The sequence below is a fragment of the Secundilactobacillus muriivasis genome, from assembly GCF_054785195.1.
The window spans coordinates 1-14,147 of record NZ_BAABMI010000022.1; the positions used below are offsets into that span (position 1 = coordinate 1).

At 47.2% G+C, this 14,147-nt stretch carries 16 protein-coding genes; 14 read left to right on the forward strand and 2 right to left on the reverse strand.

Going from position 1 to position 14,147, the window contains the following annotated elements:
• The 12 genes from ftsY to ACYVR3_RS06215 all read left to right on the forward strand — a co-directional run.
• Nucleotides 1–1,143, forward strand: a 1,143-nt coding sequence (gene ftsY, locus ACYVR3_RS06160; protein WP_461243515.1) for a signal recognition particle-docking protein FtsY, incomplete at its 5' end; no start/stop codon positions are given.
• Nucleotides 1,144–1,293: 150 nt separating this feature from the next.
• Complete coding sequence (locus ACYVR3_RS06165) at nt 1,294–1,635, forward strand: putative DNA-binding protein (protein WP_461243516.1); 342 nt, start codon at nt 1,294–1,296, stop codon at nt 1,633–1,635.
• 19 nt (nt 1,636–1,654) lie between these two features.
• Nucleotides 1,655–3,103 carry a signal recognition particle protein gene (gene ffh / locus ACYVR3_RS06170; protein WP_461243517.1) on the forward strand — a complete coding sequence of 483 codons (1,449 nt, stop codon included), beginning with the start codon at nt 1,655–1,657 and terminating at the stop codon, nt 3,101–3,103.
• 85 nt (nt 3,104–3,188) lie between these two features.
• The gene (locus ACYVR3_RS06175; protein ID WP_461243518.1) at nt 3,189–4,343 is read left to right on the forward strand and encodes an AAA family ATPase; all 1,155 of its coding nucleotides are present in this window, start codon (nt 3,189–3,191) and stop codon (nt 4,341–4,343) included.
• 9 nt (nt 4,344–4,352) lie between these two features.
• The gene (locus ACYVR3_RS06180; RefSeq protein WP_461243519.1) at nt 4,353–5,624 is read left to right on the forward strand and encodes a vWA domain-containing protein; all 1,272 of its coding nucleotides are present in this window, start codon (nt 4,353–4,355) and stop codon (nt 5,622–5,624) included.
• Entirely contained in the window at nt 5,611–5,898 is a 288-nt protein-coding gene (locus ACYVR3_RS06185; protein ID WP_054736061.1) for a hypothetical protein, read from the forward strand. The genes ACYVR3_RS06180 and ACYVR3_RS06185 overlap by 14 nt, the downstream gene beginning before the upstream one ends.
• Nucleotides 5,899–5,986: 88 nt before the next feature.
• Entirely contained in the window at nt 5,987–6,262 is a 276-nt protein-coding gene (gene rpsP / locus ACYVR3_RS06190) for a 30S ribosomal protein S16 (protein ID WP_054736060.1), read from the forward strand.
• A 13-nt stretch (nt 6,263–6,275) separates the two neighbouring features.
• Nucleotides 6,276–6,533 carry a KH domain-containing protein gene (locus ACYVR3_RS06195; protein ID WP_054736058.1) on the forward strand — a complete coding sequence of 86 codons (258 nt, stop codon included), beginning with the start codon at nt 6,276–6,278 and terminating at the stop codon, nt 6,531–6,533.
• A gap of 96 nt (nt 6,534–6,629) precedes the next feature.
• Entirely contained in the window at nt 6,630–7,151 is a 522-nt protein-coding gene (rimM, locus tag ACYVR3_RS06200; protein ID WP_461243520.1) for a ribosome maturation factor RimM, read from the forward strand.
• The gene (gene trmD, locus ACYVR3_RS06205) at nt 7,151–7,909 is read left to right on the forward strand and encodes a tRNA (guanosine(37)-N1)-methyltransferase TrmD (RefSeq protein ID WP_054736054.1); all 759 of its coding nucleotides are present in this window, start codon (nt 7,151–7,153) and stop codon (nt 7,907–7,909) included. Before rimM ends, trmD begins: the two co-directional genes overlap by 1 nt.
• A gap of 114 nt (nt 7,910–8,023) precedes the next feature.
• Nucleotides 8,024–8,386, forward strand: a complete 363-nt coding sequence (gene rplS, locus ACYVR3_RS06210) for a 50S ribosomal protein L19 (protein ID WP_054736053.1) — start codon at nt 8,024–8,026, stop codon at nt 8,384–8,386.
• Between the two features lie 245 nt (nt 8,387–8,631).
• Nucleotides 8,632–9,006, forward strand: a complete 375-nt coding sequence (locus ACYVR3_RS06215; protein ID WP_461243521.1) for a hypothetical protein — start codon at nt 8,632–8,634, stop codon at nt 9,004–9,006.
• Nucleotides 9,007–9,081: 75 nt separating this feature from the next.
• Here the strand turns inward: ACYVR3_RS06215 and ACYVR3_RS06220 are convergent, their stop codons facing one another.
• Nucleotides 9,082–9,966, reverse strand: coding sequence for a 3-hydroxyacyl-CoA dehydrogenase (locus ACYVR3_RS06220; RefSeq protein WP_461243522.1), 885 nt, complete (start codon nt 9,964–9,966; stop codon nt 9,082–9,084).
• A 305-nt stretch (nt 9,967–10,271) separates the two neighbouring features.
• A complete protein-coding gene (locus ACYVR3_RS06225) occupies nt 10,272–11,693 on the reverse strand; it encodes a C69 family dipeptidase (protein WP_461243523.1) in 1,422 nt (473 codons plus the stop codon).
• 121 nt (nt 11,694–11,814) lie between these two features.
• Here ACYVR3_RS06225 and ACYVR3_RS06230 point away from each other — a divergent pair, with 121 nt between their 5' ends.
• On the forward strand, nt 11,815–12,003 hold the full coding sequence (locus ACYVR3_RS06230) for a 2-hydroxymuconate tautomerase (RefSeq protein WP_054707118.1): 189 nt from the start codon (nt 11,815–11,817) through the stop codon (nt 12,001–12,003).
• 178 nt (nt 12,004–12,181) lie between these two features.
• Nucleotides 12,182–13,693: a glycerol kinase GlpK gene (gene glpK, locus ACYVR3_RS06235; RefSeq protein WP_054736049.1), complete on the forward strand. Its 1,512-nt coding sequence runs from the start codon at nt 12,182–12,184 to the stop codon at nt 13,691–13,693.
• Nucleotides 13,694–14,147: the final 454 nt, after the last annotated feature.

A 14,147-nucleotide genomic window follows, 5' to 3' on the forward strand; every position in this document is an offset into this window, starting at 1 on the left:
GCTGAACCGGCAACTGAACCAGAGGCTGAACCGGCAACTGAACCAGAGGCTGAACCGGCAGCTGAACCAGAGGCTGAACCGACAACTGAACCAGAGGCTGAACCGGTAACTGAACCAGAGGCTGAACCGACAGTTGAACCAGAGGCTGAACCAGAACCAGAACCAGAACAACCGGCACCCGAAACGCATGCGGCGCAGACTGAAACAACGGATGCCGAGCGTTACGATAAGGGCTTAGCCAAATCGCGGCTGACCTTTGGTGAACGATTGAATCATTTATTGGCCAACTTCAGACACGTTGACGAAAGTTTCTTCGATGACTTGGAAGAAACGTTGATTGGGGCCGATGTTGGGTTTGAAATGGCCATGCAGATCAGTGAACAGTTGCGGGATGAAGTTAAGCTTCAAAACGCCAAGAAGCCAAAGGACGTCCAAAACGTGGTGGTCCAAAAGCTGATTGAGATTTACGATGCTGCTGGTGCTGAAGAAAACAACCAACTCACCTTCGCTAAGGAAGGGTTAACCGTCATCTTATTTGTTGGGGTGAACGGTGTCGGTAAAACGACGACCATTGGGAAGATGGCCAACCGTTTCAAACAACAGGGCAAAAAGGTACTGTTAGCCGCTGCCGATACCTTTAGAGCTGGCGCTATTGAACAGTTGAATGTTTGGGCGGAACGCGATGGTGTTGACATTGTCAAGAAGCCGGAGAAGAGTGATCCTTCTGCCGTCGTTTTCGATGCGCTTAAAAAGGCCAAGGCCGAAAACTACGATATTTTATTCGTGGATACCGCTGGCCGGTTGCAAAACAAGTCTAACTTAATGAACGAGTTAGCAAAGATGAAGCGGGTGATCTCTCGTGAAGTGCCAGAGGCACCGCATGAAGTATTACTCGTTCTCGATGCGACAACCGGGCAAAATGCCTTAACGCAGGCGAAACTGTTTAAAGAAACGACTGACGTTACCGGCATCGTGTTAACCAAACTCGATGGGACGGCGCGTGGTGGGATCGTCTTAGCGATTCGAAACGAACTCCACTTGCCCGTTAAATACGTGGGCCTGGGTGAACAAGTTGACGATTTACGGCCGTTTGAACCAAGTGAATTTATTTACGGCTTGTTCAAAGGGTTGATCGATGTTTAGTCCGCATTAAATGAGACGCTGTTTTGCCGGAGAAATCTAGCAGAATGGCGTTTTTTTTGGTATACTAAATGCATTACGGTGATTTATTAGAGTGCGTTAAAAAGCGCTTAGATCCTGTTAGCTGAAACCCGAAATCGGAGGATGACTTACTTGGAGTTTGAAAAAAATTACCGAATCAATTCGCTGTTTGAATTTTATCAGCCGTTGTTGACGACCAAACAAAACGATTACCTGCAACTCTACTATGGCGATGACTATTCACTCGGTGAGATTGCTGAGAATTTTCAAGTGAGTCGGCAGGCCGTTTACGATAATATTCGACGGACCGAACGGATTTTGGAAACTTACGAACAAAAGTTGCATCTATACCAGGACTTCCTCGACCGCAACAAGTTGGCCGATGAGATTCAGGCGTATGTGGCAACTCATTATCAAGATGATCAACAGCTCAATCAACTGGTCCACCAGTTAGAATCGGCTGAGGAAAAATGAAAGTTAGGTGCATGTAAACATGGCATTTGAAGGACTTACCGAACGACTACAAAACGCAATGAAGAAATTGCGGGGCAAGGGAAAGGTTTCTGAAGCTGATTTACGCGATACCATGCGTGAGATTCGTCTGGCATTATTGGAAGCCGACGTGAACTTTGCGGTCGTTAAAGACTTTGTGAAGACGGTCCGTGATCGTGCCGTTGGGGCAAAGGTGTTGGAAGGGTTAAACCCTGCCCAACAGATCGTTAAAATTGTTGACGAAGAATTAACCAAGATGATGGGGGAAACCGCGGTTCCCCTCAACAAATCACCAAAGATTCCAACCATTATCATGATGGTTGGGCTTCAAGGGGCCGGGAAAACCACCACTGCTGGGAAACTGGCCAACCAATTGAAAACGGAACAAAACGCACGGCCATTAATGATTGCGGCCGACGTTTACCGGCCAGCTGCCATTGACCAATTGGTAACGGTTGGGAAGCAAATCGACGTTCCCGTTTTCGAAATGGGCACCGATGTCGATCCCGTTGAAATTGTTCGGCAAGGGTTAGCCCAAGCTGAAACGAACCATAACGATTACGTGTTCATTGATACGGCTGGTCGGCTTCAAATCGACGAACAACTGATGGACGAATTAGCCAACATTAAGGCATTAGCCAACCCAACCGAAATTCTGTTGGTCGTTGATGCCATGACTGGTCAAAACGCCGTCGCGACTGCTGAAGGCTTCGATAATAAGCTGGATGTCACCGGGGTGATCTTGACGAAGTTAGATGGTGACACCCGTGGTGGGGCCGCTTTGTCAATTCGTTCCGTAACCGGGAAACCAATCAAGTTCGTCGGTGAAGGTGAAAAGATGTCTGACTTGGACGTCTTCCACCCAGATCGGATGGCATCCCGAATCCTTGGAATGGGTGACATGCTGTCACTGATTGAAAAGACCCAAAAGGAATACGATGAAAAACAAGCGCAAGAATTGACCGAAAAGATGCGCGAAAATTCATTTGATTTCAACGATTTCTTGGATCAAATGGAACAGATTCAAAAAATGGGGCCAATGGATCAAATCATGAAGATGATTCCCGGCATGGCCAATAATCCGGCTTTGGCAAACGCCCAAATGGATCCAAAGGACATGGATCACATTAAGGCCGTTATCTACTCCATGACGGAGCAGGAACGAACGGATCCGGATGTGTTGAACCCTTCACGGCGCCGGCGAATCGCTGCTGGTTCTGGTCGTCCAGTCCAAGAAGTTAACCGGATGATCAAGCAGTTCAACCAGATGAAGAAAATGATGAACCAAGTGTCAAAAGGTAACTTCTCTGGTATGGAAGGCATGATGAACAACGCCGGCATGGGCGGTGCTCTTGGTGGCAAGATGGGCCAAATGGCCATGCGTCAGATGTCTCGACGGATGAAGAAAAATAAAAAGCGCCGTTCTAACTTGAAACGACGTAAAAAGTAACTGGGTTAACCAGTTAAAGTGGGATAAGCCAGTGATTAGATCAATAATCATGGCTTATCCTTTTTAATTAGGAGGTGAGCGCAAGATGTTAAGTTATCAAGCGTTATTAACGGCAGTCCCGGTGGTGTTGTCGGCCGGCAACGTTCCCGCAATCGTTGGTGAAGCTGGAATTGGTAAATCAGCGCTAGTGCAAGAGGTTGCCCAGCAAATGGGCGCAAAGCTGTTTACGACGGTGGTGAGCCTGTCGGAAAAAGGTGATCTCGCAATGCCGGTCCCGCCGTTAACTGAACGAGCATTCGTGAAAACGTCACAGTATGGGGAATTAGCCGACGTTCAGTTTGGCTATACCCATACGTTGATTGAAATTATTCAGTGGGCGGAGGCTCATCCAGATCAACCGATTATTTGGTTCCTTGATGAATTTAACCGCGGTACGCAAGCTGTTCAGAGTGAACTGATGAATCTGGTGCTACAACGCCGAATCAACACGCTTCAGCTACCGAATGAAGTCAAGTTGATTTTAGCTGAAAATCCCGATGCAACAATGGCTGGGTTTGAAGATTCGGATTACGGTGTCGTTAGCGGCGATGCGGCCATTAATGACCGCACCGTTCGGCTGGTGATGCGCGCAGAAGTGGCCGATTGGCTAAAGTGGGCGAAAACGGCGCCCATTTTACCAACGATCCAACAGTTTATTGCTGAAAATCCCGGGCAATTGGCGCCAAAAATTCACGATGCTGACTTGTACCCAACACCACGGGCATGGCAACGGGTTTCTCAAAACCTCGCGAGTTTGGCAACGGTTAACGTAGCTGATCGGTCAGAAATTCAACTTGAACTATTAGTTGGGGATCTGGGTGAAACGGTTGGTCGTGAGTTTGATCACTATTTGACGCAACACCAAGTTGGGTTAACGGCACAGGCGATTTATGATTCAACCACTTTGTCAACAGCCGTACTGGATCAGTTTCGGGCAGCAAGTCCTGATCAACAACAGACTATTATGACCGGCTTGATCGATCAACGACGGCAGTACCCGTTAACCACGGCTCACGTGGCACTTCGGTTTAACGCGTTGTTAGCAACAATGCCGGCGGACGGTCAAGTTGCGGTGGCTTTGCGGTTGGCCGAAATTCCTCAATTATTGGAAACGTTGGCGGATGCGGCCTTAACCCAACCCGGCTGTCGGCAACTCTATGATCAATTAACGGCGATCGGATTAGACAACGCAACGAAGTGAGGCCTTTAAATGACGTTAACAACGCAGCTACAACAGCTTAGAATGACGGCTGATGACGAGAAGCAACGATGGCTTGCCGAAGCGCTGTTGCAACAAGCAACGACGACCCTATTGCGGAGTCAACGCTTTTACGGTGAGGTATTGCTGCGGCTTTCCAAGCAGATTTCGACCGATCAGCCGATGGCAATGGGACTCTGGACGGTGCCGGAATTAGCGTTACGGGTCAACCCGCAATTGCTGGGCGAACAGTGTGCCACAGCTGATGACTTGTTGGCGATGCTGGCACATGAAATTGGGCATTTAGCTTGGCAGCATCCCGTTCGCTACGCTGGTCAGACGGGAAAATTAGTCCAATTAGCAACTGATTTGGCTATTGATGAGGTATTGCCCGTACGCCCACCAAACGTCATGTCACGCGCTCAGTTGAACTATCGCTGGCAGTTGCATCTGGCACCTGGGTTAGGGTCGGCGGAGTATCTGACCGCTTTAAGACGCGCCATGGTGACCGAATCGACTGGTGGACATGCCGCAACTAGTCTGACGAATCAGATGCAAACAATGCAAGCAACTCACATTGGGTGGCAACCGACTCGACCAGAGGTAGTTGATCAGATGAGCCGCTTAACGGCGACAGCATGGCAACAAACGCCGTTAAAACAACGGGGGACGTTACCAAGTCAGTTACAACAGCAGTTAGCAATTACCCCGCAACCCTTACAGCTAAGTTGGCAGCAACTCATTCGTCGCGGGCTTCAGGGGGCTTTAAAATTACACCAGCCTGCTTATTACCGGTTTAATCGACGACAACCCTATCAGATGGGGCTGCCCGGTGAGGCGTTGTCGCCAACGCTCAAAATTTTGATTTTTGTCGATCAGTCCGGTTCGATGACGGATGCAGAAGTGCAACTGATTTTAGGCCAAATTCAAACGCTATTAAGGCGCTATCAAGATTGGGTCTGGGTCATCCCATTTGATGCAGCAGTTCATGAGTCGGCGCGGCAGCGATTACGGCAGGCAGTTCAACTTAATCGAAAACGATTTGCGGGTGGCGGCACGGCTTACCAACCGATTTTTAATTGGTTGGCACAACATCACGATCAAGATCAAACGGCATTGGCGGTGATTTTAACCGATGGTCATGGCGAATCCCGAGTGGACCAACATGGATTTCAAAACGTTATTTGGGGGCTCACAACCGCTAAAAGTGACCTGTCAGTGAGTCGTCCGATGGGTCAAGTAACGGTCATTCAACCAGGAGGTGCCACACATGCTAACAGCTGAGCAATTACGAGCAGTGTTACAACAGCAGATGAGTTATCAACGGGTCAGGCGACTCCAACAACGTGATTGGGCAGAGCTAAACGTCCAAAATTCCTTGGCTCGGCAGCTGATTCAGGTCGATGATCTACAATTTTTAGCGGCTATTCAAAAAATTCAACCAGAGCGACTGACAATTGATTTTAATGATTATGGGTCGGTAAAGGCCTTCATATCAGCCAATTCACGGGATTTATCGCCAACTGCTCAGCAGTGGTTACTGGCAAAATTTAAATAGTTTTAGGGTGTAAAGAAAAAAACCTTTACAACCCCTCCGATTACTGGTATATTATTTATCGTTGAAAGAATTACAGGAGGTGTCATGCATGTCAGTAAAGATTCGTTTAAAGCGGATGGGCTCTAAGAAGCGTCCTTTCTACCGTATCGTTGTTGCCGATTCACGTAGTCCTCGTGATGGCCGTTTCATCGAAAAAGTAGGGACCTACAACCCACTTGTTGAACCAGCTAAAGTTGAACTTGAAGAAGAAAGCATCTTAAACTGGTTGAACAACGGTGCCCAACCATCAGATACTGTACGGAACTTGCTTTCCAACGCAGGTATCATGCAAAAGTATCACGAAGCTAAGTTTTCTAAAAAGTAAGTAGTGATCAGTCATGACCGACTTTAAAAAATTAATTAAAACGATTGTAACCCCATTAGTTGAGCATCCCGAAGCGATTACGATCGATCGCGTAGAAACGGATCGTTTTTACGAGTATCGATTAACCGTTGCGGGTGATGACGTTGGTCGGGTGATTGGCAAACGGGGGCATGTTGCTTCTGCCATTCGCACAATCGTTTATAGCGTACGAATCAACGATTCCAAGCGTGTTCGGCTTGTCATTAACGATGAGTCTAAGGCTCCCAAATGAGGCGTAAGTGCCTCACGGGAGCTTTTTTGTATCCAATCGACGGGGTCAACTTGAGTGACCACGGTAATTAAATGAACGAGAGAGGTAGGCGACAACATGTACTATAAAGTAGGCACCATCGTGAACACCCACGGCATTCGAGGCGAACTTCGCGTCGTGGCCACGACCGATTTTCCTAAGGAACGGTTTCGAAAAGGCAGTCAACTTGGGGTCTTTAAACAAGAAAATGATGCACAGCCGGTTAAAACGGTGACGATTGCGAGTTCCCGGCAGCATAAGGGGTTCATTTTGATCACGTTGGCCGGCTATGGTGACATCAACACGGTCTTGCCATTAAAGGGCATGACGTTAAAGGTTGCGGAAACTGAATTGACCGATAACGACCTAGATGATGGTCAGTATTATTACCACCAAATTATTGGGTTAGATGTTGTTACTGAAACAGGCGAACATCTGGGGAAAATCAAAGAAATCATGGCCCCTGGTGCCAACGATGTTTGGGTCGTTGAACGACCTGAAAAGGATGATTTGTTGCTACCAGTGATCGATCAAGTTGTGAAGACGGTTGATTTAGAGGCGCATCAGGTGACCGTTGAATTAATGGAGGGACTCGACTAATGCGGATCGACGTTTTAAGTCTCTTTCCCCATATGTTTAGCGGGCCACTTCACGATTCAATCGTGGGCAAGGCGCTTGAGCGGGAACAATTAGAGCTTAAGGTGACGGATTTTCGGCAGTACTCAACCAATAAGCATGGCAACGTCGATGACTATCCCTTTGGTGGCGGTGCGGGCATGTTGCTGCAAGCTCAACCGATTTTTGACGCCATGACGGCCATTCAACAAGAAGCCGCCAATGACGCACACCCCCGTGGTCGGGTCATTTTAATGGATCCAGCTGGAGTTCAGTTTACGCAGTCCGTTGCGGAAGAATTTGCTCGTGAAGATCACTTGACGTTTATCTGTGGTCATTATGAAGGCTATGATGAACGAATTCGCTCACTCGTGACGGATGAGGTCTCGATGGGGGATTACGTGCTCACAGGCGGCGAATTGCCTGCTATGGTGATGATTGATGCGATTACCCGGTTATTGCCTGGTGTGTTAGGTAATGAGGCATCAGCGCCCGGGGATTCGTTTTCAACGGGGTTGTTGGAATACCCGCAATATACGCGACCGGCTGAGTTTCGCGGAATGGCGGTTCCCGATGTCTTATTAAGTGGTAACCACCAAAAAATTGCTGAATGGCGCCAACAACAGTCGTTGAAACGGACGTTGTTACGGCGACCAGATCTACTGGATCAACTTGAATTAACGCCAGCGCAACGGCGCCAATTGCGTGACATTCAAGCTGATTTGACTGAATCAGAAAATTAAGCTTTACGACTAAGCTTGAATATGATAAGATGTTTTATGGCTGTTTTAGGCCACATTAACAACATTCCGCTGTCGGAATCGAGAATGAATGTTGATTGAAGGAGAAGATTTCACATGCGCCAAAACCAATTAATCGAAAAGATCAACCAAGATCAATTACGGACTGACATTCCTAACTTCCGCCCTGGTGACACGATCCGTGTTCACGCCAAGGTTGTTGAAGGTACTCGGGAACGGATTCAATTGTTTGAAGGTGTCGTTATCAAGCGTCGCGGTACTGGCATCCAAGCAATGTACACTGTTCGTAAGATCACTAACGGTGTCGGTGTTGAACGGACTTTCCCAGTTCACTCACCACGTGTTGCCAAGGTAGAAGTTGTGCGCTTCGGTCGTGTCCGTCGTGCTAAGCTTTACTACTTACGTGCATTGCACGGTAAGGCTGCTCGTATCCCAGAAGCTCGTCGTCCTCGTAAGTAGGCTCTGGCTTTTGATAAAAAACACGCAACTGGCTTTTGGCTGGGGGCGTGTTTTTTTGTGCGATAAAAGCATCATGACCGAGTCTTGGAGAGGAATCAGGATAATGGATAATGCACTTCAAGGGTGATCATAAAGGCAACTTAGTCTGAAATCGGTTAAGTTTCCAAGCCAATCGGCTGTTAGATGTTAAAATGGGGTTAAAGATGATTTCATTACGGTCAAACGCAAAAAGGATGTGTTGAAGTATGCAACTGACACAGCGACGGTTTAAAAACTTAATGCAGACGAAATTAGTGGTTCAAGGGACGGTCCTGGTCGTCTTAATGATTGGTATTTTAGCAGCGATGGCCGGTAGCCTAGGGTGGCAGTTTCAGCCGAAATTTCAATTGCTCTCATGGCCATTTGTGATTTTCTTGGTGGGGTTAGTACTCGTTCAAGCCATTAGTGTTGCCATCATCAATGGCTGGCAGCGGCGACTGCTTCGTCACGATGCGACGTTGGCAACCCAATTAACAGCAATGCAGCAACACCCAATTCGAATTATGGGTCAATCACCGTTGACACTAGGTTTTGGCCTAGTGGTTGCTTTGATAATTCTTAGTTACTTTTTGTTAAGTTAGGTCAAATTAGTCAAAATAAAACACCATCACAACCTAGTTAGACTGGGGTGATGGTGTTTTTAGTCGTCATGCGGCTTAACTTAAAAAGTCGGATTTGAGGTAGGCTGGATCTGGGTAGGTGTAGAACCCATGCCCAGTTTCAACGCCGAGTAATTGTTGATCGATCATTTGTTTGATTTTGGTCAGCATGGGCTGGTAAGCTGGTTTATCAGCCACTCGTTGTTGTTCGATGCTGTAAAAAGTCCGTAAACCGACTTTATCAATGATCCCGAATGGGCCTTCTGGCGCACCAGTGCCAATCATCCAGGTGCGGTCAACCGTTGGCGCATCCACGATGTCGTTGCCCCACAGGTAAGCTGCGTCTTCCAAAAATGGCGTTAACATGGTGTTTAATACGTAACCAGGTTGCTCTTTATTAAGGACGATGGGCACCATGTGAATCTCCCGGGCAAAGTCGGTGAGCTGTTGAATCGTTTTGGGTGACGTTTCGGAATGGCCCATAATTTCGGCGGTGTTGTGTTTCCAGATGGAGTTTGCAAAATGCAGATTGGCAAATTGCGCTGGCGTTCCGGTGTCAGCCGCGAACTTGGACGGTAAGAACGTCGATGAGTTAGACGCTAAAATAGTTTGTGGGGCACTGATGGCCGCGATTTGTTGGTAAAGGTTGGTTTTGATTTCTGGTACTTCTGGAACGGCTTCAATAATCAAATCGCGATTAGCAAACGCTACGTTAGGATCAGAAGACAGACTTAACCGGTCGTGGGTAGCCGTTAATTGGGCAGTAGTAGCCGCCATATCCTGTTGATAATGCTGGTCTAGGGCTGATAAGCGATTTTTAGCGCTATTAAGCGCGTCGTCGTTGATATCATAGACAATGACCTGTTTGCCAAAGAAAGCGGTCTGGTAGGCAATTTGACTGCCTAACGTGCCACCACCGGCGACAGTGATTCGGGTTAACATACACATCATTCCTTTGTTTGCGATTGGAACCGATTCCAATATAAATGCTACTCGGTTAAACTAATTAATTAAGGTGAGTTAGGTAATGACGGGCTAAAAAATAGTGTGCCAATTGTGATAAGCTTGTTTTTTAATACTTAGTGAATTCTGCATAACGGCACGTTGTAATTGTAGTGTGTAATCCTGATACGAAAAACATAAAGGGTAGAGGATCAAGTAGAATTTAAAATAATAAGTTACTTTAACTTAATATTAAAACAAAAAAAAACCACTCATCAAACCGTTAAATGAGTGGTCATCAATCCTTATAAGTTCAAATCTTGCCGATAGCTTAACGGTGAAAACGCCGTTGCTTTGGTAATCAAGTCGGCTGTCAATTCCCGGTACTTCGTTAAGGCTAACTCAGCATTTTGAAGACTGTGTTGGGTCAAGTAAGTTTGAAGTTCACTTCCCGCCAAGTTCTTGGCGACTCGGTCAGTTTCGATGACCGAACGTCCAAAGGCCTGACGAAGTTCTTTTTGAACGTCAGCAAGTTGGTCACCAAACGCCTTGTAGTGCGCATCAACCATAACACCAGCCTGTTTAAAGACCCAGTAAGCACTGTCTGGTGAATAGGTTACCTTGCCACGTTGATAGTCAGCGGGAGTATCAGTGATTCCCGCGTAAAATGGCACGTAAACGCTCTGGGCTGTGACGCCCATCGCAAGCCAATGAATACCGGCTAGCTCAGGTTGGGCATATTGACGCAGTTGAAGAATGTGTGATTCCTGCGTTGTTGCCAAACTAACCGGCCGATAACGCTTGCGGTCTTCTACAGCCCCTTTACCGATTGGATCAAAGGGCGTTTCTTGAAAGTGGGAACCAAGGAATTGTTGCGCATCTTCAAGTGACAGCAGGTTTTCAGCTCGCTGCACAAAAGGCAGTTCATGACTGTTGATGTCTTGTTTCGTGTGGGGATTGAATAATTTTTGACCGTACCAAACTCGCGGTAAGTTATAGTAACCATCCATTTGACTATGGGTGCCAAAAATATTGCGGAAATTAAACTCAGTTTTGCTTGGATTGAGCGAGTAGTCCGCTACGAATTCCCGAATTTTAGGGTGCCACATAAAGTGATCTGGATCATCGAAATCGATGGTTTGAATTGCCATTTGGTTAGCAACGACCGCGTAGCCATCATCTGGAATACGCTGTGCGACCCAGTAATGACCGGCGCCGGTTTCAAGGTACCAGGCTTCATCGCGGTCGGCAAAGAGAATCCCGTTTGATTCGTCAGTGCCGTATTGCGCAATGATAGCACCCAAACGGGCAACGCCTTCACGGGCAGATTTGATATACGGCAGCGTGACGGTAATCATTGCTTCTTCACCGATGCCGTCTTTAACTAGTGGATCAGCTGCGAGGACCCGATCGTTTGAATAGGTACTTTCAGTGGCGCTCATGGCAACACCGAATTCATTGATTCCGTCTTCTTCAAAAACGCCGTATTTGTCCGACCATTCAGGGGTTGCGGTGTATTTAGCAGCCGCTTCGGGTAATGGCATTTCAAAGGCGTTGTCAGTGGACTTGAAAACGGCGTTCGGGGTCGTTTTGGCTGGATGAACAATAAAGTGCTTGGGCCATGCTGGTCTGGAGTCTTCGTTGCGACCAATCATGACCGAGCCATCAACCGTGGCATTTTTACCGATTAAAATACTGGTACAAGCTGAGTAGGGATTATTAAGCAAGGTAGGGTTCCTCCATGTGATTATTAATTATCGCTATTTTAACACGATTCTGAATCTTGCTTGAAGAATAATGAGAAAACGGGTATAATTTTACCATCTTATCATAAGGGAGGCCATTATCGTGCCTATCGTACACATTGACTTGATTGCAGGTCGTTCACAAGAACAATTAAAGAACTTGGTTAAGGATGTTACCGATGCTGTTTCTAAGAACACCGGTGCACCTGCTGAACACGTCCACGTCATTTTGAGTGAAATGGCAACCAACCGTTACAGCGTTGGTGGCGTTTTGAAGAGTGACGAAAAGTAATTTTCATTTGGTTGAACTCCATGCGAGTTCAACCTTTTTTTATCAACGTTTGTAACCGCTTTACGAGTTGATGTTAACCATCTTTTAAAGTTTTTTGATTGGCTATCTGTGGCCGAATTGGGTATACTATGAAAAGAATGATGTTTTACTAGATCGAAAACGAATGGGGACATTACAAATGAATGACGAACAGTACATAATGGCAATCGACGAAGGCACCACTAGTACTCGGGCAATTTTGTTTAATCGTGATGGACAGATCGTAGGTCAAGCGCAGCGTGAGTTTACGCAGCATTTCCCAAAACCAGGCTGGGTTGAGCATGACGCTAACGAAATTTGGAGCGCGGTTCAGTCTGTGATTTCGGATGCGGTGATCAACGCGAAGGTGCCACCTTATAAGGTACGGGGTATCGGGATCACCAACCAACGGGAAACCACGATCGTTTGGGATAAGACCACTGGCGAACCTGTTTACCACGCCATCGTTTGGCAATCAAAACAAACCAGTGAGATTGCTGATAGTTTGAAGGATCAAGGTTACGCTGACATGATCCATGAAAAAACGGGGTTAGTGATCGATTCTTACTTCTCAGCAACTAAGATCAAATGGATCTTGGATAACGTTGAAGGCGTTCGGGAACGTGCGGAACGCGGTGACTTACTATTCGGAACGATCGATACATGGATCCTTTGGAAATTAACTGGCGGTCACGTTCATGCCACCGACTATACCAATGCTAGTCGGACCATGCTTTATAACATTCATGAGTTAAAATGGGATCAGGATATCTTAGATATTCTCGATATTCCAGCTAATATGCTACCAGAAGTTTACCCGTCATCTAATTTGTATGGCTACACGGCCGGATTTACTTTCTTTGGGATTCAAGTACCAATCGCCGGGATTGCGGGTGACCAACAAGCCGCTTTATTTGGCCAAACAGCCTTTGAAGAAGGTTCCGTTAAGAACACTTACGGGACTGGGGCCTTTATCGTGATGAATACTGGGACAACGCCAACAATTTCAAACAAGGGCTTGCTGACGACCATCGCTTACGGTATTAATGGTGAGGTAACGTACGCCTTAGAAGGGAGTATCTTCGTTGCGGGGTCTGCCGTTCAATGGCTTCGTGATGGGATGCGGTTATTTAAACACGCTTCTGAATCGGAACAGATGGCGGTTGATGCGAAGACCACCAATGATGTCTACGTGGTACCAGCCTTTACCGGTTTAGGCGCACCATACTGGGATCAAGAAGTTCGTGGTGCGGTCTTCGGCTTAACGCGTGGGACGACCCGAGAACAGTTTATTCGGGCCACCCTTGAAGCAATTGCTTATCAAACGAGAGACGTTGTCGACACCATGGCGGCTGATACGGGCATTGATATCCAAACGTTGAGTGTCGATGGTGGGGCTGCCAACAATGACTTTTTGATGCAGTTCCAAGCTGACATCTTAAATACGCACATTCAACGGGCCGCAATTGCCGAAACGACGGCTTTAGGCGCTGCTTACTTAGCCGGGTTAGCAGTTGGTTTCTGGAAAGATATGCATGAAATCAAGAAGATGCATCAGTTAAGCGATGAGTTTGATCCTCAGTTTAACGAAGAAAAGCGTGAAGCGTGCTATGCTGGCTGGCAAGCAGCGGTGAAAGCAACGCAGATGTTTAAACCAAAACAAAACCTATAGCATTAATTTAGTGCTCAATCAAAAAAGCATCCTCATCACTGATAAGGGTGCTTTTTATTGTGTGCCGAATTTTGCTTACGTTTGTGTCCAGCGATAGTGTGCGGAGCGAGACGGGTTGAGAGCGGTGTGTAGGGGCACTTCGGTGAAAGCGCCCGGGCCTGGCGGTTTTGTCGAAGTGCCCCTACATGCAGCTCTCAGTCTCGCGCAGCACCATTCGGCGTGGTGGCCAGAAAGCGCGTGGTTGACAAGTTTCCACATCTTCAGGAACCCTAGAAATGACAGTTTAAGTGACGCCGAATTTTGTAGCCTGAGAGCGCTGATTTTTATGCGGCTTTGGCGAGCGAAGCGACGACAAACAGCCAACACCCAAATCGCACCCAACACCCAAATCGCACCCAACACCCAAATCGCACCCAACACCCAAATCGCACCCAACACCCAAATCGCACCCAAC